Annotated in this window: 23 protein-coding genes and 1 pseudogene; 7 read left to right on the top strand and 17 right to left on the bottom strand. The window is 35.4% G+C overall.

From position 1 onward, the window contains the following. From ASU02_RS26995 to ASU02_RS15260, 6 genes are all read left to right on the top strand, one after another. The coding region (locus ASU02_RS26995) for a hypothetical protein (RefSeq protein WP_232426264.1) at positions 1–295 on the top strand (295 nt) is incomplete at its 5' end. A gap of 255 nt (positions 296–550) precedes the next feature. Next, positions 551–1,108, top strand: coding sequence for an RNA polymerase sigma factor (locus ASU02_RS15280; protein WP_057765119.1), 558 nt, complete (start codon positions 551–553; stop codon positions 1,106–1,108). Then, on the top strand, positions 1,095–1,868 hold the full coding sequence (locus ASU02_RS15275; protein ID WP_057765117.1) for a hypothetical protein: 774 nt from the start codon (positions 1,095–1,097) through the stop codon (positions 1,866–1,868). The genes ASU02_RS15280 and ASU02_RS15275 overlap by 14 nt, the downstream gene beginning before the upstream one ends. After that, positions 1,852–2,730: an ABC transporter ATP-binding protein gene (locus ASU02_RS15270; protein WP_057765115.1), complete on the top strand. Its 879-nt coding sequence runs from the start codon at positions 1,852–1,854 to the stop codon at positions 2,728–2,730. Before ASU02_RS15275 ends, ASU02_RS15270 begins: the two co-directional genes overlap by 17 nt. Then, positions 2,727–3,983 (top strand): hypothetical protein, encoded by a 1,257-nt coding sequence (locus ASU02_RS15265; RefSeq protein ID WP_057765112.1) that lies wholly within the window; start codon positions 2,727–2,729, stop codon positions 3,981–3,983. Before ASU02_RS15270 ends, ASU02_RS15265 begins: the two co-directional genes overlap by 4 nt. A 15-nt stretch (positions 3,984–3,998) precedes the next feature. Further along, complete coding sequence (locus ASU02_RS15260; protein ID WP_057765110.1) at positions 3,999–5,162, top strand: ABC transporter permease; 1,164 nt, start codon at positions 3,999–4,001, stop codon at positions 5,160–5,162. Between the two features lie 52 nt (positions 5,163–5,214). Here the strand turns inward: ASU02_RS15260 and ASU02_RS15255 are convergent, their stop codons facing one another. From ASU02_RS15255 to ASU02_RS15245, 3 genes are all read right to left on the bottom strand, one after another. Continuing rightward, positions 5,215–6,144: a glycine-rich domain-containing protein gene (locus tag ASU02_RS15255; RefSeq protein ID WP_057765108.1), complete on the bottom strand. Its 930-nt coding sequence runs from the start codon at positions 6,142–6,144 to the stop codon at positions 5,215–5,217. A 77-nt stretch (positions 6,145–6,221) separates the two neighbouring features. Beyond that, a complete protein-coding gene (locus ASU02_RS15250) occupies positions 6,222–6,758 on the bottom strand; it encodes a small multi-drug export protein (protein WP_057765106.1) in 537 nt (178 codons plus the stop codon). 8 nt (positions 6,759–6,766) lie between these two features. Beyond that, positions 6,767–7,402 carry an NUDIX hydrolase gene (locus ASU02_RS15245; RefSeq protein WP_332307641.1) on the bottom strand — a complete coding sequence of 212 codons (636 nt, stop codon included), beginning with the start codon at positions 7,400–7,402 and terminating at the stop codon, positions 6,767–6,769. Between the two features lie 169 nt (positions 7,403–7,571). Between ASU02_RS15245 and ASU02_RS15240 the strand changes: the two genes are divergently transcribed. Further along, positions 7,572–8,609: a serine hydrolase domain-containing protein gene (locus ASU02_RS15240; protein ID WP_057765103.1), complete on the top strand. Its 1,038-nt coding sequence runs from the start codon at positions 7,572–7,574 to the stop codon at positions 8,607–8,609. A 328-nt stretch (positions 8,610–8,937) separates the two neighbouring features. Here ASU02_RS15240 and ASU02_RS15235 read toward each other — a convergent pair whose 3' ends face one another. The 14 genes and pseudogenes from ASU02_RS15235 to ASU02_RS15170 form a co-directional block, all read right to left on the bottom strand. Further along, on the bottom strand, positions 8,938–10,464 hold the full coding sequence (locus tag ASU02_RS15235; RefSeq protein WP_057765100.1) for a DHA2 family efflux MFS transporter permease subunit: 1,527 nt from the start codon (positions 10,462–10,464) through the stop codon (positions 8,938–8,940). 172 nt (positions 10,465–10,636) lie between these two features. Then, the gene (gene helD, locus ASU02_RS15230; protein ID WP_057765098.1) at positions 10,637–12,973 is read right to left on the bottom strand and encodes an RNA polymerase recycling motor HelD; all 2,337 of its coding nucleotides are present in this window, start codon (positions 12,971–12,973) and stop codon (positions 10,637–10,639) included. A gap of 660 nt (positions 12,974–13,633) precedes the next feature. Next, the gene (locus ASU02_RS15225) at positions 13,634–14,095 is read right to left on the bottom strand and encodes a GNAT family N-acetyltransferase (RefSeq protein WP_057765096.1); all 462 of its coding nucleotides are present in this window, start codon (positions 14,093–14,095) and stop codon (positions 13,634–13,636) included. Between the two features lie 198 nt (positions 14,096–14,293). Next, entirely contained in the window at positions 14,294–15,511 is a 1,218-nt protein-coding gene (locus tag ASU02_RS15220; protein WP_057765094.1) for an MFS transporter, read from the bottom strand. A gap of 24 nt (positions 15,512–15,535) precedes the next feature. Further along, on the bottom strand, positions 15,536–16,195 hold the full coding sequence (locus ASU02_RS15215) for a Type 1 glutamine amidotransferase-like domain-containing protein (RefSeq protein WP_057765092.1): 660 nt from the start codon (positions 16,193–16,195) through the stop codon (positions 15,536–15,538). 110 nt (positions 16,196–16,305) lie between these two features. Next, positions 16,306–16,727 (bottom strand): annotated as a pseudogene (locus ASU02_RS15210) (DUF1801 domain-containing protein). A 17-nt stretch (positions 16,728–16,744) separates the two neighbouring features. Beyond that, positions 16,745–17,566 carry a GNAT family N-acetyltransferase gene (locus ASU02_RS15205; protein ID WP_057765304.1) on the bottom strand — a complete coding sequence of 274 codons (822 nt, stop codon included), beginning with the start codon at positions 17,564–17,566 and terminating at the stop codon, positions 16,745–16,747. A 50-nt stretch (positions 17,567–17,616) separates the two neighbouring features. Beyond that, complete coding sequence (locus ASU02_RS15200; protein ID WP_057765303.1) at positions 17,617–18,258, bottom strand: kinase; 642 nt, start codon at positions 18,256–18,258, stop codon at positions 17,617–17,619. 11 nt (positions 18,259–18,269) lie between these two features. Next, positions 18,270–18,842: a histidine phosphatase family protein gene (locus ASU02_RS15195; protein WP_057765090.1), complete on the bottom strand. Its 573-nt coding sequence runs from the start codon at positions 18,840–18,842 to the stop codon at positions 18,270–18,272. Between the two features lie 463 nt (positions 18,843–19,305). After that, the gene (locus ASU02_RS15190) at positions 19,306–20,484 is read right to left on the bottom strand and encodes a DHH family phosphoesterase (RefSeq protein WP_057765088.1); all 1,179 of its coding nucleotides are present in this window, start codon (positions 20,482–20,484) and stop codon (positions 19,306–19,308) included. 37 nt (positions 20,485–20,521) lie between these two features. Next, complete coding sequence (locus ASU02_RS15185; RefSeq protein WP_057765086.1) at positions 20,522–23,743, bottom strand: DEAD/DEAH box helicase; 3,222 nt, start codon at positions 23,741–23,743, stop codon at positions 20,522–20,524. A 91-nt stretch (positions 23,744–23,834) separates the two neighbouring features. Next, positions 23,835–24,869, bottom strand: coding sequence for a DUF3231 family protein (locus ASU02_RS15180; RefSeq protein WP_057765084.1), 1,035 nt, complete (start codon positions 24,867–24,869; stop codon positions 23,835–23,837). 161 nt (positions 24,870–25,030) lie between these two features. Next, on the bottom strand, positions 25,031–25,363 hold the full coding sequence (locus ASU02_RS15175; protein ID WP_057765082.1) for an ArsR/SmtB family transcription factor: 333 nt from the start codon (positions 25,361–25,363) through the stop codon (positions 25,031–25,033). Further along, positions 25,364–25,789: an SRPBCC family protein gene (locus tag ASU02_RS15170; RefSeq protein ID WP_057765080.1), complete on the bottom strand. Its 426-nt coding sequence runs from the start codon at positions 25,787–25,789 to the stop codon at positions 25,364–25,366. Between the last annotated feature and the right edge of the window lie 43 nt (positions 25,790–25,832).

The following is a 25,832-nucleotide window of genomic DNA, read 5'->3' as shown; positions in this document are numbered from 1 at the left end:
AGACCCTTTTCTCGTTTTTTTATCAAGTTTGGGCTTTCATCCTTTTCATGAAGACCCTTTTCGCGCTTTTTTATCAAGTTTGGGACTTCATCCCTCTGATGACGGACTCTTTTTCAGGCTTTTTAATCCATTTTGGGTCTTCATCCATTCAATGAATGCCCCTTCACACGTTTTTCCATCCAGTCTAGTTCTTCTACCCTTCCATGAACGCCTCTTCAAATCAAGTTTGATCCCTCATCACACTGGTGAAGTCCCATCCCCAAGCTCTCTTATAACCTTTGGCCAACTTCACTGATTAGCATTTAATAGACATTTTAAAATCTATATCCCTATTTTTTTAGTAGTATAGATCTTAACGGCAAAAAATTCATAAGGAGAATTATTATGTATTTAATAGAAAACACCATAAAATTCATCATTTCTTAGTTTTTTAGAAAAAATAATGAAAAGCCAAAACTATCTTTTGAGTTATTACGAATATATAAATGTAAGCTTATAATGAAATGCTTCTAGAAGCTAAACGTATTTTACAGAAATTGAGTGGTGAAAGATGGACCGAGACTTAAAGCTAGTTAAACAAATACAGAAAAAAGGAAATGAAGCGGCAGCGAATGAGCTTGTGTCTCACTATTACCGCGAGATTTATCATTATGTCTTTAAACAAACACTTGATCAAGAGCAATCACGGGATATAACTCAAGAAATTTTTATTAATATGCTCCAAGGAATACATCAATTTGAAGGGAAAAGAGCATCTTTTCGAACATGGCTATACAAAATTGCCACGTATAAAATGGTTGATTATTTTCGTTCTAAACATTATAAATTTCGAAATCTCTCAGATTCCATTGATGAAATTGAAATAGGAGAAAAGGAAGACTTTACAGACTCACTTTTACATAAGGAGAAATTTAGCACTGTGATGGAATTTGTAAATGGATTGGAAACATCACATCAACAAATCTTCCGCTTAAAGTTGTTTGGTGAGTACACCTTCCAGGAAATTGCTGCCTCTTTACAGATTCCAGAATCTACTGTGAAAACGAAATACTACCGCAGTTTAAAATTTGTAAGAAAAGGAGTGAAGGACGAAGATGGACAAGAATAATCAATCTCTCTTTCCGGATGAGAGACTTGTTGAATCTGAAATAAATACAATCGTTGTCAAAGGAATGGTCAAAAGAGATTCTTTAGCGAAGATGCTAATCAGCATGTATAAGCAAATTGGGATTCGATTTATCATGAGAGATTACAAAGAAATCATAGCTGCAGTTGCTGTAATGGCTTTGTTTATGTATGTCATGACAAAGAATGGACAAACAACACAATACAAACAAACTCATTATTACGGGATGATTATGCTTGTTTCACCAATCCTTTACATGTTTCTTTCAATATTTCCATTTATTCAGAACAAATTAAATGAAACTTACGAAGTGGAAATGACATGTAAATATAATTTATATCAAATTGCAGCATTTCGTATGTTTTCTTTTAGCATTTTTTGTTTTCTATTAAATACAATTTGGATTATTTTGCTGGCAATGAAATTTTCTTCATTTCAGTTTGTTCAGGCATTTTTGATATCGACCACCTCTTTGCTGCTATTTTCACTTGTGCTTATCTATATACTGTCTATAGTAAAAACACTAATAGCAAAAGTTGGGATTCAACTGAGCTGGATAGGAATAAACCTAATGCTCGTCATAATTGATTCAACTGTCTATTATAAGCTGCTCGTTTCAGTTCCATGGTATTTATACGGAATGATTATTTGTCTGGCCTCCTATCTATACGTAAAAAAGATTAAAGAATTCATGCTTCAGAATAAGTTGAGAGGGGTAAACGGATATGTTAACGGTTACTAATGTAAATAAAAAATTTGGAAATGAATCCATTTTAGAAGATATACAGCTTGAATTTTCAAACGGAGTCTACGGATTATTGGCTCCTAATGGCGCTGGAAAAACAACGTTAATTAAAATGCTGACTACCTTACTGTATCCAACAAAAGGCGAAATCTTATATGAAGGTCAAAATATCTTTAGTATGGGAGAAAATTATCGGGATTTAATTGGCTATCTACCACAGCAATTTGGCTATTATAAAAACTACAATCCTTATCAATATTTACAATACTTAGCTGCATTAAAAGGAATTTCAAAACAAGCGGCTAATGAAAAAATTCCAAAACTGCTTAAGCTAGTTGCCTTAGAAGACGCCATTAAAAAGAAAATGAGAAAATTTTCAGGGGGAATGATTCAGAGGGTTGGCATTGCACAGGCGATGCTAAACGATCCGAAAATTTTAATTCTTGATGAACCGACCGCAGGTTTAGATCCGAAAGAACGTGTCCGATTCAGAAATCTTTTATCAGAATTAGCAAGGGACAGAATCGTCATTTTATCTACTCATATCGTCTCAGATGTCGAGTCTATTGCCAATCAAATAATTATGATCAAGGATAAACAAGTCCTTTTTAAAGATAGTATTCAAATCATTTGTCAAAAGCTACAAGGCAAGGTATTTGAAACCGAGATGAATTTTGACAGAGTTCAAGAGTTTCGGAGGCATTATTTGTCTCTTTCTGAACGCCAAGAAAATGGAAGAATGATGATTCGTTTTATTGCAGAGGAAGGATCGTCTTCAAATTGGAAGCAAGTAAATCCAACGCTAGAGGATGTCTTTCTATTTGAGTATCAGGATCATTCATTGGAGCAATTGAAATGAGAATTTTGTTTTATGAGGTTCGCAAAATCATTGTCTCCCCTATTGTTCTTGGACTTACATTCCTATTTCTCTGCTTTAATTTCTATCTCATCTATGAGAATTCTTATATTAAGGATGATATCCGCAGCCTCAATCAGATAGCCCAAACGTATGGAACAGAAATAAATGATGAGATGTTAAGTAAGATGCAGAGTGATTATGAGGCCTCATTGAAAAAAGTAAATGCAATAACTAGCAACGCAGTGTCAAAGACTTACAAAAACATGGATGCATTTTATTCTGACCGCTCCATTTATATTCCTGAGAAGTTTTCTGAGAAAGAAATACAGATCTTCAATAAAACTGCTTTATTAGAATATTATTATTCTAATAGTTTAATAATCGACGAAAGCTTCCTTGCTCGTGACCCTGTTAAAAAAGCCGAATATGAACTGAAAGTCTATGGAATCAGCGGAGAAGCGGCAGAATTAATTAGAAGCAAATATAACAATTTTACGGAACGCTTTAATGAGGTGAAAGATAATAGGGAATATAAGTACCTATTCCCTGCACAGAGTGTTTGGGAAACTCATTTATTACTGTTTAAAAATATGTTTAAGGCATTGCTAATTGAAAGTTTGTTTCTGACAATTCTAGTGACAGCATATGTAATGAACTTTGAGTTTGAACGAGGAACCTATTTACTTGCTTATAGTTCAAAAAGAGGAAGAAAATTATGGCTAAATAAATTTTTTGCTGCGTTAATTACTAATGTTTCTATTTTGTCCATCCTACTCGCAATTAGTTTAGCGGTTTATTTCAGTGTGTTTTCTTATAGAGAATTTTGGCTTGTGCCAATTAGCAGTTCATTCAATGCTGGCAAAGAATGGTTTATGTCTTGGTGGAACCTATCCTTTATTGAATATTTAGCGGTAGCTGTTGTCTTGTCCTATCTGTTAATTATCCTTTTCACTCTAATAACTGTTGTTCTTGCCAGATGGATTCGGAATAGTTATCTTGTGTTCTTCACCTTTTTATGTTTATTTGGTGCTATTTTTATCAATCAAGGAATGTTCGAAAATAGCAGTATGCTATTTCTGCTTGGTTCCTTTACTCCCGTTCATCTTATTTTGAATTCATTTGTTTGGTTTATGCAAAGAACTATAACATTTACTGCGTACTATGAAATTATTACTATTTTGGCATGGTATGTCATTTTACTGCTTGCTGTCTTTTACAGTGCTAAAAGTTTCCAAAAATGCGATTTGAAATAAAGGAGTTGAATAGATTTGCGGATCATCATAGAGGAAATGAAGAAGATTTTTCACCCCGTTATGCTTCTTATTTGCCTATTAATTAACTTGCTTATGTATTATATATTTATTGATTTTGATATAAGTGTATTTCCTAACGGAAGACCAGCTACCGATATGTATAATATCGGTATTGAAATGGTTGATAAATATGGGCATGAATTAGATGAAAATGAACTGAAGGACTTTACAAAAGTGCTGCAGCAGGAAATAAAGAAGGCTGATAAATATATTCAAGCAGATAAAGAATTTTCTAACTTAGGAATTACTAGTTACCGCGAATTTATTGACATGAGAAAAGAAAATCAAGAAAACCCAGAAATTGATCTATTGTCTTCAAAAATTATGTTTGATAAGGAGATTGATCTATTCTGGGAGATCCCACAAAGAGAAAATGTTATTGAGAAAATGGAGTTTGTTAATGAAAGGTATGGATATAGCGATCTAGTTCAACTACCAACCTCAAAGCAGGATCAAAGAATTCAAGAAATCATTCAATCTGGAAAAGTGAATGCAATCTTTCCTTCCTACCCTGTTGAATATAATTTTCAAACGATCAGTCAATCCATTGCCATTACAATTCTAGTTAGTGTCATCTTTATGATTTCTCCCATTTTTATTAGGGATTATAAGAACAATATGTTCGGATTGCAATATAGTTCTAAGATCGGGAGAGGCTTAGTTTTGAAAAAGGTTACTGCTGGCATGCTCGCAACTTTCATTATTACGACATTTTTAATCATCGTATATTATGGATTGTATTCAACTAACGATATTGGAATGTTTCTCGAAAGTGAAATTAACTCATTTATGGGGACAGTATATTGGTATGATTTCTCTTTCCTCCAATTAATAATTATGACGATCCTGCTTACATACGTGATTACACTCTCATTAAGTTTACTAGCAATTTTTGTATCAAGTATATGCAAAAACTATATTTCCATTATAGGCATTCAGCTCCCTCTATTTGCTGTTTTATATTGGCTAATTAAGAAACGTGTGCTTCCTGTTGAAGCTTTTCACCTTACTAGCTCTCAATGGGAAATTGGAATGATTTACAGTATCATGATCATCATTCCTATTTCTGTCATCGGTTGGATAGTAAGGAATAGGCAAACAAAGGATATTTTGGAGTAATAATTATAAAAAAACAAGATCTTGAATGGAGATCTTGTTTTTCTTTTCTTAACTAACTGCTGCATCCCCCGCCACAACTCGAACAGCTTGATCCTCCTGAATCACTATCCGATGAGCTGACACAGCCGAAACCTGAGCAGGAACTTCCGGATGCTGCTTCTTTTGCTGAATAGAAAGGAAGCAAACTGCTTATATTAGTTTCGTAGTGATCAACCCCGTATAGGGAGAAAAATACTGCAGCTGGAAGAATAATATGAAATTCATTTTCCGATTTTATTTTGATAAATGGATTTTTTCCATGTTGGAATTGTTCTGCCTGTTTAATTTCTAATTTTAGTTTATTGATCAAGTATTTCTTTACCGGATCCCATTGAGTCGTTTGCCGAAAATATTTCTTTAAGAGCTCTTCTTCTGAAAGATATTTAAAGTCTAGAAGAATGTCCTTCTTAATAGGATGCCTCAAAAAGTCACCCCAAAGGATATGGCTGTTTAATCTTGGTTCAAATAAACTTAAATACATCCAATCAAAAAAGGCTCTTTCACCAGGTATCGGTTCAATTTCCATATTAGGCATATGGTGCAAAAACTCTCCATAAAATTTCTGTGAAAACTTTTCGTAATCCTTCGTGAACATCAACATTTCATGCCAAACTTCATCAACCTCCACACTGAACATAGGAACGGATTTCAACAGACTATTCAAAACAAAATATCTTTTTAGTTCAAAAAACTTCCATTGATACTCATTTTCTGTCCAATTGGAATGCTTCGCTAAAATCCTCTTTTTTACATTGCCTTTAAAGTTGGATGGGAATGAAGCATCTAATGTTTTTACAATTGAATTCCCCTCAGGTACATGTATGCCTAAATGTGGTGGCACGTTTTCAGTTTTCAAGCGCCTTTTACGCTTCCTTCTTTTTATTGTATTTAAAATAAAAAACAGGATAAATCCTAAAATAAGGATAAAAAGGATCCATTCCAATATCAGCCCTCCTCATTAATTTATTTCTATAATTACTTCGCTTAAGAACCATTCGCTATTTAAGAACAGGTTCATTTTTACTTGAAGATCCGGAGCAGAAAACCATTCTCTTTCAACTCAGGCGCCAAGAATGATACACCAGAATTCGCTAAAACTGCTGAGACAATCGTCCATATCACTAAACTTGCAATCATCCAACCTGTCACAAGCCCCCTGTTTGATCCAAAACTCATTCCCATGAATGCAGAAATATGTGAGCCAACTAATAGCGGGCCAAAAATTGTTAAACCGGGAACACCGTATTTATCAAAAAGTGCTCTAGCTCTTTTCTGTTTTTTGGAATCATTTTCTGTTTCCATCCCATCCGTATATCGGTTTTCCCCGCCTTCAACTTCAGGAATTACCTTTCGTTTTTGCTTTCTAGTTTTTATAAATATTTTAATTTTATCTACAAAAACAATTAATAATAAAATAGTTAATAGATTTCCAAAGAAGCCAAGGATAGCTACTGGAACAGGCGACAATCCGCCAATGATCGCTATCGGGATAACTGTAAATAGTTCAAACAATGGAATTGCGGCCAATAAAAACACTAAAAAGTATGATACTACCATTTGATCACCTAATCTCTCATTATTTTCTGAAACGCTTGAATAATATGTTCATAATATGACTGTTCATGTGGGACAAAGTCCTTTTTGCCTACAACCCTGTTAATTAGAGTTCTTTGCCCTTCATTATTTATTTCAAAGCCTTGGATGATGACCTCTTCTTTCTCGTATGACCAAAGCTTATAGAATTCATTCCACTTTACCATAACAATCCCTGATACTTCTTCTCTTTGTAATGTAAAATCATGAAGGCTACAATTCGTTTCATATAGAAAGATATAAGCCAGTTCATTATCGATAAATTTTTCATTTACTATAGAATAATTATATACACCTGCTGGAATTAACTCATCGAAAGACACGTCAATCCCAATTTCTTCTTTAATCTCTCTAGTCCCATCCTCAACTGTTTCATTCGCTAAAAGATGTCCTGCTGCTGTAATATCGATTAGATTCGGATAGTCCTTTTTCATTTCGCTCCGAATTTGAAGATAAATGTACAACTCATCCCCTTCTCTGCTAAAAAGCCAGCAATGGAAAGCTTCATGCCAATAACCAACCCTATGGACTTCTTCTCTTGATGCAGTGCCTATTTGATTCCGATGTTGATCGAATATTTTCAGTATTTCATTTTCCAATATTTCCACATCCTATATATTTTTTCCAAATCACTATAAATCTTATTTTATAGATCATGGTTTATGAACTCAACTATGAGTCTATTTAGCTTTTAACTTTCAAATTGAAGATACATAATTTATCATTATAAAAATATTTAGTAAAATGAGAATATATTAAACTTATGGAGAGGTACATATGAAATTACAGCATAACAAGATTCAAAATCTTATGGATAATTATCATGTAACTGGGCTTAGTATGGCTTGCATTGAAGGTTGTAAGGTAAGCAGGACGGTATGCTATGGGTTAATTGATGCAAATTCGGAAAAAAATGTGGATATCCATTCGATATTTAGTGCTTGTTCAATTAGTAAATTTCTAACATCAATGTTAGTAATGAAGTTAACAGACTTGTGTATTCTTGATTTAGATGAAGATATAAATGAAAAACTTGTATCGTGGCAAATTCCTTATAATGAATCGAATCGGAGAAAAAAAGTGACCCTTAGAAATCTCCTATGTCATCAATCAGGAGTTGTTGATCCTGAAGGAAGTTTTCCTGTACTCGATTCGAAAATAGGTTTTCCTACAATGGTACAGCTATTAGAAGGAAAAACCCCCTACTGTAACGTTCCTATTGAAATGAATTATGAACCTGAAAGTGACTTTCAATATTCGGATGCAGGCTTTTGTATTATACAACTCTTGATTGAGGATGTGACTGGAAAAACTTTCAACGAAATAATGTATGAATTTATTTTTCAACCATTACATATGGAAAATAGCACATTTGATCCTCCAAATGAGGGGGCTGTTCAATCCAATTTTTCTACTGGTCATAACAAAGCTGGGGACGAAGTATGTGGAAAGTACCCCATTTATCCATATCCAGCTGCTGCTGGTCTTTGGACAACTCCTTCAGATTTAGCTCTCTTGGTTATAGAATTAATAAATTCTTTAAAAGGCGCAAGTAAACTTAATCTTTCTGTAAGTAAAGCTATTGAAGTGATTACTCCACAAGGTACAAAAGAATGGACTGGGTTAGGTGTCTTCCTTGATAAAACCGAAAAGGGAATTGAAATTTCTTCTCTAGGTTGGGGGGCTGGTTTTCAAAGTATGATGGTGGCTTATCCTGATATCGAAACAGGGCTAGTTATAATGACAAATACTGACTTAGGTGTTCATCAATTAAAGGGCATTATTGGAGATATTTACAGAGCCTACCCCTTTTAATTGCCAGCATTTCAGCAAAATTCTTCTCTAAAGATATTTGCTGACATTAAAGGGATGTTTCGTTAACAGCAAGTTTTTCGAAGCGTAACTTTTTTATTAGTTATTTTCCCATTAAGCAATACAAAGTCCAAATTTCTCAGCATCAATAGTGAAAAATTGGACTTTGTATTGTTCTTACAGATAAATGCCTGTTTGTAAAAAATCGGTTTACTTTATACTTTATTTATATTCTATGCACTTGTTTAGTTTAATCTATAATTTTGCTGCAGAGCCATGAATTTTAATTAGCCGAGAGGTTAGACCTAGGCATCACCGATTTTCAGCAAATCTATTCTTCTTGAACAGTATCTAAATGTTTTGCTGCAACTTCTTCATGATTGGGTTTTACTCTTTTAATAAAGAGAGCAAGAATGAGTGCTAAAACAGCAATCATAGTAGAAATGAAAAAAGAAAAATTAATACCATGCAGCATTGCTTCATTCATGATTTGTTGTTTTATCTCAGCTGCAGCCTGTGCAGATGGTTGAGTTGTACTGGAACCCATATTTGCCATTGCATCAGCAGCTAATTCCTCAGCTTTTACTTTCGTTCGGTTGTTCATTACGGTAATCAACAATGCGGAACCGATCGCACCAGATACCTGCTGAAGTGTATTGTTCATCGCTGTTCCGTGTGGATTATTTATTGCTGGCAGCTGATTCAAACCGTTTGTCATTACTGGCATCATAACCATTGACATCCCAAACATCCGAAAGGTAAACAGCAGAACAAGGGTAGAATAAGCAGTATTCATACCAATTTTGCTAAAGTAATAGGTTGTCACAACCGTAATGATCAGTCCAATTACAGCCAACGTTCTTGCCCCATACTTATCAAAGAGTTTTCCTGTAATAGGCGACATTATCCCCATGACAATAGCTCCAGGAAGCATCAATAGGCCGGATTCCATTGGAGAAATCCCACGAATGGTTTGCACATAGATAGGCATTAAGATCATTGCTGAAAACATTGCGACTGCAATTACGATTGAAATGGCTGATGACAAGGCGAACATTGGATATTTAAAAATGCGAAACTCAAGCATAGGATCATCCATCCGGAGCTGACGGAGGATAAAGGTAATTAAAGCAATTGCACCTATAATAATCGTACCGTATACGAATGGATGATCCCATCCTTTTTCCCCTGCAGAACTAAAGCCATAAAGCAAACCGCCAAATCCAATGCTTGATAAAACTAGAGAGATAACATCAAGCTTAATCGCACGTTGCGATGTTACATCTTTCAATTTAAAGAATGCTAAGACTAAAGTTAAAATGGCTATTGGAAGAACAAGGTCAAATAACATTCTCCAGCTGTAATGCTCAATCAGCCATCCAGAAAGAGTCGGTCCAATCGCTGGAGCTGTAATCATAACAAGGCCAAACATTCCCATTGCCGCTCCTCTTTTTTCAACCGGAAATGCGGTAAGCATGACATTCATTAATAACGGCATCATAATCGCGGAGCCTGAAGCTTGAATCATACGTGCTCCTAATAACACACCAAATGCAGGTGCTAGACTGGCTAGAAGTGTTCCTAAAGTAAATAATAACATGGCTGTAATAAATAACTTTTTGTCAGAAAAGCGCTGAATGAAGAACGCACTGGCTGGTATTAAAATACCATTAATGAGCATATAACCAGTGGAGAGCCATTGTACCGCAGTAGCATTCACATCGAATTCTTCCATAATAGATGGAAGAGCAACGTTTAGTAAGGTTTCATTTAATATAGCAACAAAAGCCCCGATAAATAAAATGGCAATCATGCCATATGGCGGTTTTTTTTGGACAGAATTGGATTGCTCAGACATATAAAATCATTCCTACTTTCTTTGTTAAGTTTTGGTGCATGGGTGTTTAATACAACTTTTAATCACTATCATTTTCTATAAATTCTATACCTTTCACTTCCTTATGAAACTTTATGGCAGAAAGTGCTGTAAGTGTTTAGGAACACAGTTCCAACGAAAAAATCCACCTAATTCAAGCTTGAATGTGGCCTTCACGCAAAACGTCCCGCAAAAATGGACTAGGTTCACCTACACAGTAAAGCTGTAAAAAATGCATTGCCCTCGTGCAGGCGGTGTAAAATACTCTTCTGAGGCTCTCATCACCGTATACATCCTCCGATGCATCATAAATGATGACGGCATCGAATTCAATACCCTTGGACAAATAGGATGGTACAACTACGACTCCTTGTTCGTATTCAATCGAGTTACTCTTCAAGAGCTTGATTTCATCAAGGCTCGATAAGGCTTCATAGGCACTTATACTTTCTTCAGCAGATTTGCATATGATCGCAATGCTATTAAAGCCTATACCTCGCAAATCTGCGATTTTGGAGGCAATACAGCTGTGGAGTTCTATATGGTCAACTAATTGTGTTAGCTTAGGTCGCTCACCTTCGCGTTCGAAAGGGATAATCCTATCTCCGTTAGAAATAAGCTTTCTGGTAAACTCAATGATCGGTTTGGTAGATCGGTAACTGCGTGCCATGTTGATCACTTCCGTTTCATCAGGTCCATATAGGTTCATAAGTGTGTTAAAATCAACCATTTCGCTGGCATGGGCGAATATCGCCTGATTAAAATCGCCTAGCACAGTCATTCTTGCCGCAGGAAATAAACGCCTCAAAAACTCAAATTGAAAAGGAGAATAATCCTGTGCCTCATCAACAACGACATGTTTAATTGAACTGTTTGTCTGAAAGCCTAGAATCATCTCTTTCAAAAGTAGAAACGGAGTAGAATCCTCATAAAAAAGTTTATCTTCATCTAGTATTTTCAGCGTCATTTGACAAATATCGCCCCACTCTTCTGGTGTCTCCCCCCCTATCCAATCCTTAATGATTTTTGGATTAGCAAAAAGCTGCCTATACATCCCTTTCATGTCAACGAAGTGAAATTTTTGCACTTGTTTTCTTAACGGCTTCATTTTTTGGTGAGCAATCAATCTTGCTAGTGCTTCGGGCTCGATCTCATAGTCGGCTTTATCTTCGCCTTTAAACCCTCGTTTTTCCGCTAAGTAACTATGGGCTTTATGATAATCTTCGTTGCTAAGCAGTTCGATTTCTTCCTGAACCCATGGCTTATATCGTTCTTCCTTTATTGCATCATTTATTTTCTTAATAAGCCATTCCTTTATTTTTTCAAGTCTATTGTGAAAGCGAAGTGATTTCTCATTCCGATAAAATCTGTCCGCAATTTGTTGTGAAGTAACGATAGGCTTCCCTCTGAAGCTAATATCCTTAAATAGCATTCCTGATACTTCTAGTGATTGTCTATAAGATTGAATTGCCTCAAAAAAACGACTAGATGCTTTGAATCGAATACTCGCAACCCTTGTTTTATACGAGGGAGTATGCACTCCTGTTAAAACATATTCCAATTGCTCAAAGGGGTTTTCAATTTGAAACTCGTTACTTAGACGATGATCCAAATATTCTTGGAATGTAACCTGTTGCATATTTTCTTCGCCAAGTTCTGGCAGTACATTTGACACATAACTATTAAACATGGAATTAGGAGAAAAAAGAATGATTTGATCAGCATTTATTCGATCTCGATATTTATATAGCAAATAAGCAATTCGCTGCATCGCAGCGGATGTCTTGCCACTTCCAGCAGCTCCATGTACAATGAGCAGCCTTCGGTGATCATGACGAATGATTTGATTTTGATCCTGTTGAATGGTCGCTACTATATTGTGCATCTTTTTGTCGGTCCCTTTCCCCAGAACCTGCTGTAAAATTTCATCTCCAATGGTAAGACTCGTATCGAACATCGATTGAAGGACACCGCTGCGGATCAGATATTGCCACTTTTTCTCCAATATGCCCTGAATTGTGCCACCTGGTGTTAAATATTTAGCAGGACCAGGCTGAAAATCGTAGTAAACACTTGAGATCGGAGCCCTCCAATCGTAGATGAGGAAATCTTCACCATGGGGATCACTAAGCGAAGAAATACCAATATAAATTTGTTCTTCCGTTGAAGTACCCTCTTCAATAAAATCAATTCGTCCAAAATAAGGAATCTCCTGCATTCTCCGCAGAGTGGACAAACGCTTGGATGCATGCCTATGGGCACTTTGGTTTACCGACAGAGCTTGTGCCTCTTGTCTTAAACCGATAATCGTCTCAAGATAATCATCAAATGTATCCGTATTCACCTTGATTTCATCCCAAAAATGCTTGCGGATTTGAACCACTTCATTTCTGCGCCTGGAGGTTTCTTCTTCCAATTTACTGATTTCCTGAGTAATTGTTTGCATTACACTGTCTACTCGTTTTTGCTCCTGCTGACATTTCAAATTCATTGCAAACACTCCTAAATTTTTTTAAAAAAGGGTTGACTATCACATCGATTACACTGTATAATTAAGATAGGGATAATATACTTAATTGTGATTAATTAGTGTATATCTATATAAATTTACCACACGGTATTACTTTTTTCAATATATTTTCTTAAAATCTATATTTGCTTTTTCTTCAGCGATTCTTTAAATATTAATAGGGGTACCGCCAAAATTGGCTGTACCCCTATTTTTTTCCCAAAAGCACTTCTTGCACCTATTGATGTTCATCTTCCATTTTGACCTCCTGCTTAAAACAATCATGCGCATGCCTTGTTTTCATCTAACAGCTATTAGAACGGGTTAGCCCTTTAAATAATTTCATTGTTTTTAAAATAATTTTTCCTCAATAAATAAAGCCTCTCCCCAAAGCTGGAAAGGGCTAAATAAAAATTCTTATTAATGAAAGGTTTCGGATGCTTTACAAGTATAAAAGTTATAATGCCACATGATCATTACAAATGGTGTTTTTGGACAACTTGATTCATCGACTTCTTCAAATCGGACATCTGGCAATCAAAAAAGCTGCACCCAAATGATAGCAGCATACGATTTTCATTTAATAATAATGGGTAAAATCAAAATGATTTTACCCATTATTATTTACTAAATTATACTGTGTTAACTTCTTTTATTAATATATTTTACAACCGCCATTTCTTTTCCAAAACGGTCACCGTTGTCTTCGAATCCTAAGCTGGAATACAAATAATGCGCACCTAAATTATTCGGATGATAGCCTACAATTATTTTCTGCGCACCTGGTAATTTAGCCATCTCTGAAATCATTAGCTCTGTTGCTCTTTTGCCAATTCCTTTGCCTTGGTAATTTTCATCTACCATAATTCTGTATACCCAATAGCCTCCTAGCTCTTCTATCACTGTATTATACATGAGAAAGCCTACTGCTTTATCTTCAAGATAAATTGCGTATGTTTTTAATGTTGTTTCAAATTTAGATTGAGCGATGGATACTGCATTCGGTTCGAGAAAAGCTTTTTGATTTTCAGATACCTCTAATTGGCAGCATTCATACCAATTATCCGAATTTAATTCCACTAGTTTAATATTCTCTGTAATCATGATAATTTCCCCTCTCATTTGCAGGGGAATAGCAAAGTTGCATTAACTAGGCAGATTCCCCTTTTTAAGTGTAACGACAACTAGCATTTTATTTAACATAATTGAACGCCTCCTTTACAATCAATCGTTCTTAACTATTTGCATATATAAGAACTACTAAATTATATCACAAATAGCAATATTTGCCTACATTTTTATCTAGTTTACGTTTACATTCTCCTCGAAATACTTAGATTTTGCCGAAAGCAGGACTGAGGCTAAGAGAAAGCCAGCGAATACTGTACTCACAATTGAGAAAATAATACAAACTGTTTGTAATGAAAACCAGTCAGCAGTTAATCCTAGAAGTAATGTCAATCCAATTTGTATTAAGCCCTGTATCATTTCAGCCATACTTCCAAATCTGCCCATTAATTCAACTGGCACATTGTTTTGGAAAAAGGTTTGATAGCCTGTATTGGCAAATGCCATAAAAAAGCCTAAAAATACAAAGGCCAATGTAGCCGATAAAAAGTTGAAAGAAGCATAAAATAATACATAGCCGACTGCAGTCAAAAGCATGCCTACACCTAAATAAAGTCGTAACTGTATCTTTTTTGCTGCAAATGCAGCGACAGATCCACCAGCCAATGCTCCAAGACCAGTAATACTTACAATCCATCCGTAATCTTGGTCAGATAATTGTAAGTGCTGTTTAATGAATGTTGCCTCTTGGGAATCAAGGGCAAATCCTACTAGCATCGCGCTCTGAAATAATATGTAAACAGTAATAAAGTATTTGGCTGATTTGGCAAAATCACGGATTATTAACCAATCGTGAATAAGCGTCCGCCAATTAATCTTTTCTCTTTTATCTTCAGTTTTTTCATCCACATCGGGTAAAAGAGAAATAAAAATGGCACAAATAAAAAATGTAATAGCATTAATAATGATACAGAGCTTTGTTCCTACAAGCATGATCAAAAATCCAGATAGTGCAGGACCAACTAGAAATGCCCCTGAACTGATCATACTCATCAATGAATTGAATCTTTTTCTATTTTCAGCAGGTACAAGTTTCGTAATATAAACCGATGAGCTCGGCCCAAAAAAGGAACTTGCAATATTAATTAAAAAGAGTAATGAATAGATAGCCCAAAGAGATCCTAGAAATGGAATACATAGAACGAAAATACCTCGAATAACATCAACCAAAATCATTAATTTTCTTTTATTCACACGGTCAATAATACTTCCAGACCAAGTATTTGTAAGTAAAACAGCCATTGGTCTAATCATATAAAGACCCGCAACTGCTGCAGCTGAACCTGTTAAGTTTAAAATTGATAGATTAATAGCAATTAAATAAATCCAGTTCCCTAAGTGAGATATGCCTATACCAGCTATTAAAAGAAGTGGATTTTTCCATGACTTCATTCATTCACCTTATTTCATAAGCTGTTAACTTAATTTTACTAATACGTCATTTTTAATGGAATACACGCCATTCCCTTCAATGGAATCAAGATCGCCATTTAGGAAATAGGTTCCAGCCTTCTCATCAATCCCATAATTAGAGGCAGCTTTAATTTTATTCACTGCATTTCTTAGATGGTCCTCATCATTCCATTCTGAAAAGTGAACAGCAAATAAATGGTCTTCAATTAAACCCAACCCTTTTCTATATTGAAATTCATTCTGTGGGTTATCCTTTGGAGATATGACACAAATGTTGGGACTAATCAATGCTCCTGCCGAAAACCCGGCAACAGGTGCACCTTCTTGAAACCTGTCTTTAATACTAATGGCGATAGGCGTCTCTACAAGATAATCAGCATACGCATTCGTATCCCCACCGCCTATGATGATACCTGAACTAATTCTCAAACAATTCATCACCTGTTCAATCGGTGTTGTCGGTAAAGGTAACAAGTGAAAATCGTTCATGTTATATTCTTCCAAAGCACTTGTATATTTCGGCATATAGTCTTCCCATCCCTCCCTATCAACAAATAGAATGGAAATAGGAACACTTTTATCTTTTAATTTTTCAACAAATAATTTCGCCATTTTATTAGTAAAAGGCGGACCTCCGCCAAATAAAAATAAATGTGTGTCCATTTAAATCACCCCTTTGAAAAAAATCTGAAATTATAATAATACTTTTATTATTTTCTTAACCGAACTTTCTAAAGGAGGTTTGTTAAAAAATCCAGATTACTATTTCCCTCTTACTTATGTGGATAAGTCTCCTTCAAAAACTTAACGGATTCATTAATCAATTCTTTTAATACGTCTTCATTAATGTCCGCAATTTTATTAATGTACACACATGCTTTTCCTGTTGTATGCTTACCGAAATTCTTCAACAATTGTTCTCGTTTTTTTCACCTGGTGCAAAGTATAAGCTGATTTTAGCTTTTCTTGGTGAAAAACCAACAAGGGGGGCATCCCCTTCGTGACCAGACTCATATTTATAATGATACGAACCAAAACCAATAATGCTTGGTCCCCACATCTTTGCTTCAAATCCAGTAGTTTCCTTAAAAATATCCAATAATTTGTAGGCATCTTCGCGTTTCTTGGGATTTTCAACCGCTTCAATAAACTCGATGACACTGTTATCGGTTTCTTTTGTTTTTAATTCGTACATAATGGATACCCTCCTTATTAAAATCGATGATGTGGAATGACTACTGCATGACATGCTTTTTCATAGAATTCAATCGGTCCTGCTCCACCGATAATGGCATACTCATATCCGATTTCTTTCATCTCTCTTAAACACTGATGAAGGAGTAATGTTCCAACACCCTTTATTCGATTCGATTTAGATACTCCCATTGGACCAAAATAGCATTTTCTCCCTTTATACACATCAAAAGCTGCAAATCCTATTATTTCTTCATCAGCAACAGCTATATATATAGAAGGGGCATCTGCTAAAAATCCATCCTTCAATGTTTGCGACCATTCAGATGAAAAGTTTGCTTCTACAAATTGTAATAGACTTGAATAATCGTTATTGTTTACTCTGCGAACAATATTTGCACCTGCAAGAGGAAAATTGAATTCTCCTAAATGAGCAACCATATCTCTAGATGTCGTACCGAGGTTCAAAATAATTTTTTTATCTTCTTCTGATAAATATTGATCAATAACTTTTGTAGTTAGTAATGCCTTGAGCAAATGTCCTTCATTTACAAACACTTGATTATAATTTTTCATACATATTGCCGCTTCCTGAAAAACGAGTTGGACATCTTTAGATACAGGAACATTGAAAAGAAGATCTTTCTTGGAATCAGTAGTTGAATTTTCCATCCCATTACTAGCCAGAGCTCTTAATGAAGATACTTTCAACTCACATTTTAGTGAAATTACCCCTAGTAAACCTGTTTTTTCTTGCAGACAGGCTATCAATAGATGAATAGGCATTAACACTTTATCTGCTGTTGCTTCATTTTCAGCATTTTTTATAATTCTCAACATTCTTTCCGTAAAATGTTTCTCTGAATATTCCAGTTTCTCCACCTTCTTTTTCAATTATTCAATATATCTATCACTTTATCAGCATGTTCTATTGGTTTCTCTGCTTCCAAATAATAATCCTCTCCCGGCCAATATCTTCTTTTATATTTATTTAGTCTTTTTTCCAAATCTCCAATATACTTATCACGTTTTAACACCCTTTCACACCTTACCTCTCGAGGGCATTTTAAAAATAATGTGTAGTCGTAAAAGCTCTTCCACTCTTTTCTTTGAAGAAAAATACCCTCAATTAAAACTATTGATTCATTAGAGAATGATAGTTGTCTAGTTGTTAATGAATCGGCGGTTTGATCATAAAACGGTAGTGATAAATCATGACTGTTATTGCGCAAACTCTGCAATAATTGGTTTGTCAGCATTTCTATATCCCATTGAAGATAATAATATTCATACCATTCATCAAAACCAGTGTCATACCGTTTGGTTCTCTCGACAATATGATCATCAATATGGATAATGACAACTTTGCAGTCATTATCTCTTAATTCTCTTTCGATCTGATGTACTAGTGTTGTTTTTCCTGAGCCACTTAACCCGTCAATTGCAACGATTAACGGACTTAGTTTATTCGTACGTGCTAAATATTGAATAAGAATAATCTCAGCTATTTCCTTACTTGTCATTTTATTCATACTCGCTTTCATCAGAAAAGCAAAATTTCCTTTTCGAATATTCTTTTAACAGTTCTCAGTTTTTCTTTTTCAAATTCTAATTTATAAATGTCTGGCATGGAAAGCTCCTTCCAAAACTCAAAATTATATTTTTTTTCAAAAAAATTCATAATTAAAACCATTATATTTCCATGGGTTCCAATGACAATCCTTTTTCCTTCGAATCGATTTAATAATTGAATTGTAGCGTGCACGCCTCTCGTTTGAGCAGTTTGATTGGATTCTCCGCCTTTCCATGAAAATGAAGGAACATCCCATACTTTTTTAACTGCTAAATCAAAGTCCTTTACAGGTCCTTCTGATAATTTTCGTTCTTTGAAGCCTTCTTCAATAATTATTTCTTTCCCGATATATTTTGCAATTCCCTCAACTGTTTGGATTGCCCTTTTGTATGGACTTGAAATAACATAATCGATGTTTTCTGCTAGTAATAATTTAGTAGTTTTTTCTGCATCTAATAGGCCTCTATCTGATAATGGCCGCTGCCGCTCATCTGGCGTATATATGGAGTGGGCATGGCGTACAAAATATAGTCTTGTCAGCATATGTCATTCTCCTACTTGTATTATTTTATATTCGAACTATGCTTATCTTTCATGTCCTTATAATAGAAAAGTGTTGCATTCAATCACGCACTGAAAATTTGATTATTTTTAATTGCTCCAAATAAAAGTACATCGTCATCCTTTAAAACTCTTTCCCAATATTCGAAGGTTCAACTTTAGAGAGCGGTGGCAAAGGACAACAGATGCACCAACTTCCACTACTTTTATTAAAAACTCAGATAGCTCAAATATCCTTCCTGCATTTGTATTATTTGCTCGACTTTTACATGGCTGTCCATAAATGTTCACTCTAAAATATGTATTATCTTCTTACTTTAATGGAGAGAATGCCATCAGACAACCAGAAAATTTATAATTATTTTAAAAATCATACTCCTTGAGCGATAAATTGTAAACAAAAAGCGATCCTCCTTCACTGAAGATCGCTTAATTTTCTCTTATTTTAGCTATTTTTTACTTCATCCATTAAATAATGAACGAATACATCATCTTTAACTAGCCAAGCAGCAAACGTTCTTTTTAAAAAGCTTTCGCCATCTTCATAGCTTGGAAAAGTCCCTGCCATTTGTGTTTTATTTTCTGTAATTGCCCATTCTTGTTCATTTAGAGGGTAAAGAAGGAAGAGATTATCAGTCCGATCTTGGTATAGTGAACCGAACGAAGATCGTTTGAGATTAAATCGGTTTTGTCTAGCATCCTCCCGCAGCGGATCGAAATGGAAAGTATCAGTCACATATTGTTTATAAGTCTCATCTGTTAAGGAACACCCAGATGCTTTTGCATGTCCACCGCCTCCATATTTCCCTGCCACTTCTGATAAATCGATATGATCATGAATGGTTCGAAAACCTAGCCTTTTTCCTCCAATGTTTATGATTGCAATATAGTCGAGATGGGGGTATTCCTTTCCTAGCTCATTTCCTAGTTCTGAATGATAGGATTCCGCATACACAATTCCTGCGAAATGATCACCGATTTGTGATTGGACTAGTTCTCTTCTTTTCCTGCGGATGTAACGTTCAATCTTAGCATCCTCCATATCAAGCAATTTCTTCTCAAATTCATCAAAATAAAAGAAGTCTTCCTGCTTCAATCGTTGAATCATTTTTTCTTCAAATTCATCAATGGAAATAAGATAAAAAAGTGCATTTAGCCGTCGTGCTTGCTGATTATTGTTCTTCTCCCATTCCCAAGTATCGTACTGTCTAACTAGCTCAACAAATTCGGATATAGCGTTTGTTGGATTCAATTGTTGATGCTTGATTAAGTAATCATATAATAAAGATGTAGCTGAAGTTAATTTTCCCGCCTCATCTTCAACGACAACATAACCCCATTCATATTCATTTAAAGAAAGTGATGTTTTATGATGATCGATTAATTGTACTTTTCCTTTATCTTGATAAAAGGACTCCAATCTTTTTTCATTTTCTTCGTTAACGGATAAGTCCGTAATCATTAAAAAAGTATCTTTCTCATCATTTTCCAAAAACCATTCAACTTCCCGATTCAGAGCCGAAATAGAATTATAGCGAACCTTCACATCGTTTCCAAAAGCAAGCTTGGCCAGAATTCCACATCCTACTCCATCCAAATCATTGTGAGATAAAAGTTTATACATGTTATCACCCTTAAAGTAGTATAGATACAAATCCACATTAAATATTAAGTATCTCTCGAATATCCTCTTCAGTTAAAGAGGAAGTATTTTTATCAGTATCAATCACCTCATCTATTAAATCTCTCTTTTTTTCTTGCAGTTCATTCATTTTTTCTTCTATTGTTCCCCTAGATACAAGCTTAATCACCTGAACAGTATTTGTTTGACCAATACGATGCGCTCTATCTGCTGCCTGCTCTTCCACCGCTGGATTCCACCATATATCATAGAGGATGACGGTGTCCGCACCTGTCAAATTAAGCCCTGTCCCGCCAGCTTTCAACGATATGAGAAACAAATCCCGCTCCCCTTCATTAAATCGGTGGCAGGTTTTCACCCGCTCCTCTGAGGGAGTTTGTCCATCAAGATAGAAAAACGGCATATCCCTAATGCTCAATTCTCTTCCGATGAGTGCCAGCATTTTCGTAAACTGTGAAAAAATTAAAACACGCCTTCCAGAAAGCTTAGATTCTTCAATAATTTGCATGAGCTGAATAAACTTTGCCGAGTCTCCTTTATAGCCATCTACAAACAAAGCTGGGTGACAGCAAATCTGTCTTAACCTTGTCAAACCAGCAAGGATTCTGATTTTATTTTTCCTCAAAGTATCCTTGTTCAAATGTTTAAGTGTATCATGTCTTAGTTTTGCTAAGTAAGCCGCATACAGCCGTTTTTGATCTGGCAGCAGCTCAGCTGATTCAGTTGACTCGATTTTTTCAGGGAGCTCTGAAAGGACATCCTCCTTCATTCTCCGTAACAAAAATGGCCGTACCCTTCGTGCAATTGTCTTTCTTGAAAGTTGACTGTATTCTTTTAACCCTTGGAAAAGCTCGGGAAAAATCACATGAAAAATAGACCATAATTCCTCTATCGAATTCTCAATTGGTGTACCCGTTAATGCGAAACGATGAGTTGACTTTATCCTTTTTACAGCACGTGCTGTTTGGGTGACCGGATTTTTAAATGCTTGAGCCTCATCAAAAAATACAGTATGAAAGATATGTTTCTCCACCCAATTAATGTCTCTTCGTACAAGGGGGTAAGAAGTTATGACAACATCCATATCCGATACATTTTTTTGTAATCCCACTCTTTCTGTCTTTGTTCCATCAATGACAACAGCTTGAAGCTCAGGTGCAAATTTCATCATTTCATTCAACCAGTTATAGGTTAATGATGATGGACAAACTATAAGCACCGGTTGCTTCCTTTCACGAATAACTGGAAGTTCTGATAAAATAAATGTAATACTTTGAATGGTTTTACCCAGCCCCATATCATCCGCTAAAATCCCGCCAAATCCATAATTTGCAAGTGCCTTCATCCATTTAAATCCTGTCTTCTGGTAGTCTCGTAATTTCGATTGTAAACGAACCGGAATACTAAAATTCAGATTCGCAGGATTAGTTAGGGTGTCAATTAATTGTCTAAATGATTCTTCCATCGTGAGTAGTTTACTATCTCCCAGAGAGTCAAGAAGTTGTATTCCTCTAACAATGGGAACATTCAAACCACTTTCAAGATCTTCATTTTGTACAGGAAGTGCATGGAGAAAACGCTGAATTTCTTGAAATTCCCTTGTCTCTAATGAAAGAAGCGATCCGTTCCTCAAACGGTAATATTTTCGCTTTTCTTCTAAAGCAGATAAGAGCTCACGTATTTCTCTCTCAGAGACACCATCCAGCTCAAATTTAAATTCGAGCCAGTTCGTACGTTCTTTTTTTAATTTAACTCGAACCTGAGGATGAGCAGCCTCTCTGAAAATTCGATTTTTAACTGCAGTAGTAGCATACACTTGAACAAGCTTTTGTAATTTCGGGAGAATATAAGTTAAAAACTCATACTCTAATTCTTCATTATGTAAAAAATATCCACCCTCAGTGTTCGCAAAGGAACTATCTCCCATCAGCTTTAATATCGCATCTTCTTTCACATCATCTCTTATAAGCAAAGATTTTGTCTGAACTTCTTTGTCATCAAGAGGGTTAATGACTATATGTTCATAGTGGAATTCAAGACCCGCAAGTAAACGATTTTTCACCCGATCTAAATACAGCTTGGCCACTAATGGTGTTTTCAAATACTCCTTTGTAATCGACTCCGTTATTTGCACATTTCCTAATCTTTTCAAACCTGGGACTACTTTCTCTATGAAAAAGTCAATTTGGTCCCTATGAATGGGAATTTGATTCGTGTCGGATGCATCAAGCATCTGTTTTAATTCAAAAAGACGGTTACTGTCATCCCTTTTTAAGTCATAAATTTTCCCTTTAAATAATACGGAACGGTAGGGATGGAGGATGATCATTTGGTTTAACCCATTGATTTTTAGCATATAGCCCATTTCTTGTGTACCTTCAAAATGAAATTGTAATGGAAGTGTTTTTTCAGATAACCGAAGTCCTTCATATATGTTCCCATCATATAATAGCTTAACAGCTGGAGCTTTTGTGAGGAGATGCAGCAGTTTCTCCCATGATGTTGGCGGTATAAGCACCATTTCATTATGGCTGATCCTATTACTCACTTCATCTGACAAACTTGTCATATAGACTTCTTCATCTTTAACAATCTCGATAAGCTGCCCAATTACTGCATCGGATTCCCTGCGAAAACAATGAGAATGGGGATCAAATGTAAACACATTAGTAAGCTTGCATGGTCTTCCTTCTTTAATATCTCCTAAAAATCCATGGATATTTTTCACCTGGATTGAAGCAATCCTTATTTCCATTCCAAATAATATGTTGTCCTTATCTATAGAAATAGGTCTACATATAAAATCTGCATCGATGACTTGTCTATTTTCAAAATGCAGCTGATGACCGCTTGAACGGACAAGCTTATCACTGAAAAGAGACATCATTTCTTCCGTGAGCCCATTTGTATTTACAGATTCTGATTTGAACTTTTTTGCATCAGAAGGAGTCAAACTTTGTCGTTGATGTTCAAGCACTGCAATCAATACTGCCGCTATATGCTGACAATCTTTGTCGAAAGAAGCTAATTTTGGGCAGCTGCATTCTGTATATATCTCATTGCTTTTGTCTTTTTTAATGGTTACATAAAAGTTATCATTTCCTGAAACGATTGCCGTGCAGCTGCTTGAATCATAATGTTCAAAAGATACTTTATTTGCACGATAAAAAGCGTCCCCTCGTTTAAAGGAGACGATTCCGCACATTTCTTTAATCATTTTCTGATTTAATTTGAAATTCAAGAGTCCTCCCCCTTATACTGCCAGCTCAATCTTTATGTTTTATGCTTAAAGAATAACATTATTTACTGAATGAAGCCATTCAGGATAACCGCTAATTAGACGCTAATTTTTTTCGATCAATTGCATAAGGCGGCTGTTCCATCCAGCCCTTTTCTATCATAATTTCCGCAGCATTTTCCACAAAAACGCCGACTTTCATAAAAGATTTCGTATAAAGCGCTCCAATATCATGCCTGCCATTTACTGCTAATGAATTTCCAAATGCTCTGATTTTCATCGTAAACATATCCATCTTATGATAGAGCATTAGTTTATCTGAAAATGGAGAAAATGTAGAATCTGTCACTAAATCATCAATGAAAGTAGGTGTAGGTAAATTTTCTTTAAGCAGCATTTTCATATATTGTTCTACATTTTTGGCTGTACCGTCTCTTCCTCTTTCAAATAATTCCCTAATCTTCTCATCCTTTACTACTTGCGCAAATGCCATTATGAGTGCTTTACTAGTTACATTATTTTCTATATTATCATAAAAATGAGCAATTTCTAAGGCATGTAAAGGTCGGACATGACCAAAAAAACCATTTAAGAAATCATTTTGTACAAAGTCTACTCTTTCTGGCACTGGGATAATCGGTGGCTTTATCATATATCCTTTATTCATTAATATTTCCTTTATCTGCTCCATCAAAGAAATAGTGGAATGCAAACAATGAGTAAAAAACTCATTCACATCCTTACGAAAAACGATTGGAACTGCAATGGTGTATATACTTAATCCTGCCTTTGCAATATATTTTAAGTAATGGACATAGAATTCATCCTCAAATAATCTCGGGGCTCCTAGATTAACGTCCTCAGGGCCAAATCCTTTTGGAATCGGAAAGTTCTCCTTTTGAAATATTTCAGTTGTCGTTTGAATAAATTCCTTGCATAGACTTAATGCATTTTCTAGTAGGCTTTTAATGTCATTATCCTCAACATGTTGAAGGTAGTAACTTAAAATACACTTTGACATGCTGTTCCCCATATAGGTTGCCCACAATTTCCCCATTTCTGCAGAACTAAGTTTTTCATTGATGCTTGATTTATTAGCGCCTAATTTAATCGGCTTTATGGGTTGCAAAATAACATCTCCTTCGTCCGATTTTTTGATAGTATTTTCTTCCGGACGAAATATATACTGTCGTGACTCTGATTCTCCAAAAATCAATTTACATGAAAGGGTTCTGCTCGAAAATTGTATAGAAAAAGACCGACGCAATTGATTGTCGGCCTGGATCCAATTTAATGATTTTTGTCATCATTTTCAACAATATGTTTAAGAATAGATAATTTATTGCTCCAAAATTTCTCATAGAACGAAATCCATTGTTGGACTTCTTCTAAAGGTTCAGGGTGCAGCTGATAAATTTTTTCTCTGCCTTCCTTACGTCCACTTATTAATTTTGCATCGCTTAGTACGTGAAGATGCTTGGCAATTGCAGTTCGACTTATTGGAAAATATACAGTGATTTTTGAAATTGGCATTTCTTTTTGAGAAAGCAGCCGAAGAACTTCCCTGCGAGTAGGGTCTGCTATCGCTTGAAAGACATCATGCTTCTGTTGAGCTTGAGACACTTAGCCCTCCACAACCTTTTTAAGCTTACCTGTAATTCCAATCCAGCCTTGATTCATACGATCACGAATAACAGAAGCTTGTTCTCCCGCTTTTGGTACAATTTCATTCTCTTCTTTCCATCCACCATGAATGAGTGTAAACTCTGTCTTTCCATCTAAATCTTTTAATAAAAATGAAACAAACCATCCATCGGTATCCCATGAAAAGGAAAGCTTGTGTGGTTCATCTATTTCTAATACCCTGCATGGGGATGGGCCAAAAGGTGACTGTAAATGAAATTCATAGCCTACCTCTGCCTTAAAATCATTTGGCATAAACCATGCAGCAATCCCCTCTGCATTTGCTACTTTATCCCAAACCTTTTGAATTGGTGCCTCAATTATCACTTTTTGTTCGATATCTCTAATTCTATTTTGATCTCTCATCATAACGCTCCTCTTAGCAGTTAATATAACACCTTTTGGTTTC

The organism is Cytobacillus praedii, from assembly GCF_001439605.1.
Taxonomy (GTDB): Bacteria; Bacillota; Bacilli; order Bacillales; family Cytobacillaceae; genus Cytobacillus; species Cytobacillus praedii.
The sequence above is the reverse complement of the archived record's forward strand: the minus strand, read 5'-3'. Positions and strand labels throughout refer to the sequence as shown.

Coding starts and splice junctions, on each gene's coding strand:
- ASU02_RS15280 (WP_057765119.1), top strand. CDS start 551: ATGGACCGAGACTTAAAGCTAGTTAAACAAATACAGAAAAAAGGAAAT.
- ASU02_RS15275 (WP_057765117.1), top strand. CDS start 1,095: ATGGACAAGAATAATCAATCTCTCTTTCCGGATGAGAGACTTGTTGAA.
- ASU02_RS15270 (WP_057765115.1), top strand. CDS start 1,852: ATGTTAACGGTTACTAATGTAAATAAAAAATTTGGAAATGAATCCATT.
- ASU02_RS15265 (WP_057765112.1), top strand. CDS start 2,727: ATGAGAATTTTGTTTTATGAGGTTCGCAAAATCATTGTCTCCCCTATT.
- ASU02_RS15250 (WP_057765106.1), bottom strand. CDS start 6,758: ATGGTAGTATCATACTTTTTAGTGTTTTTATTGGCCGCAATTCCATTG.
- ASU02_RS15240 (WP_057765103.1), top strand. CDS start 7,572: ATGAAATTACAGCATAACAAGATTCAAAATCTTATGGATAATTATCAT.
- ASU02_RS15235 (WP_057765100.1), bottom strand. CDS start 10,464: ATGTCTGAGCAATCCAATTCTGTCCAAAAAAAACCGCCATATGGCATG.
- helD (WP_057765098.1), bottom strand. CDS start 12,973: ATGAATTTGAAATGTCAGCAGGAGCAAAAACGAGTAGACAGTGTAATG.
- ASU02_RS15225 (WP_057765096.1), bottom strand. CDS start 14,095: ATGATTACAGAGAATATTAAACTAGTGGAATTAAATTCGGATAATTGG.
- ASU02_RS15220 (WP_057765094.1), bottom strand. CDS start 15,511: ATGAAGTCATGGAAAAATCCACTTCTTTTAATAGCTGGTATAGGCATA.
- ASU02_RS15215 (WP_057765092.1), bottom strand. CDS start 16,195: ATGGACACACATTTATTTTTATTTGGCGGAGGTCCGCCTTTTACTAAT.
- ASU02_RS15205 (WP_057765304.1), bottom strand. CDS start 17,566: ATGTTGAGAATTATAAAAAATGCTGAAAATGAAGCAACAGCAGATAAA.
- ASU02_RS15200 (WP_057765303.1), bottom strand. CDS start 18,258: ATGAATAAAATGACAAGTAAGGAAATAGCTGAGATTATTCTTATTCAA.
- ASU02_RS15195 (WP_057765090.1), bottom strand. CDS start 18,842: ATGCTGACAAGACTATATTTTGTACGCCATGCCCACTCCATATATACG.
- ASU02_RS15190 (WP_057765088.1), bottom strand. CDS start 20,484: ATGTATAAACTTTTATCTCACAATGATTTGGATGGAGTAGGATGTGGA.
- ASU02_RS15170 (WP_057765080.1), bottom strand. CDS start 25,789: ATGAGAGATCAAAATAGAATTAGAGATATCGAACAAAAAGTGATAATT.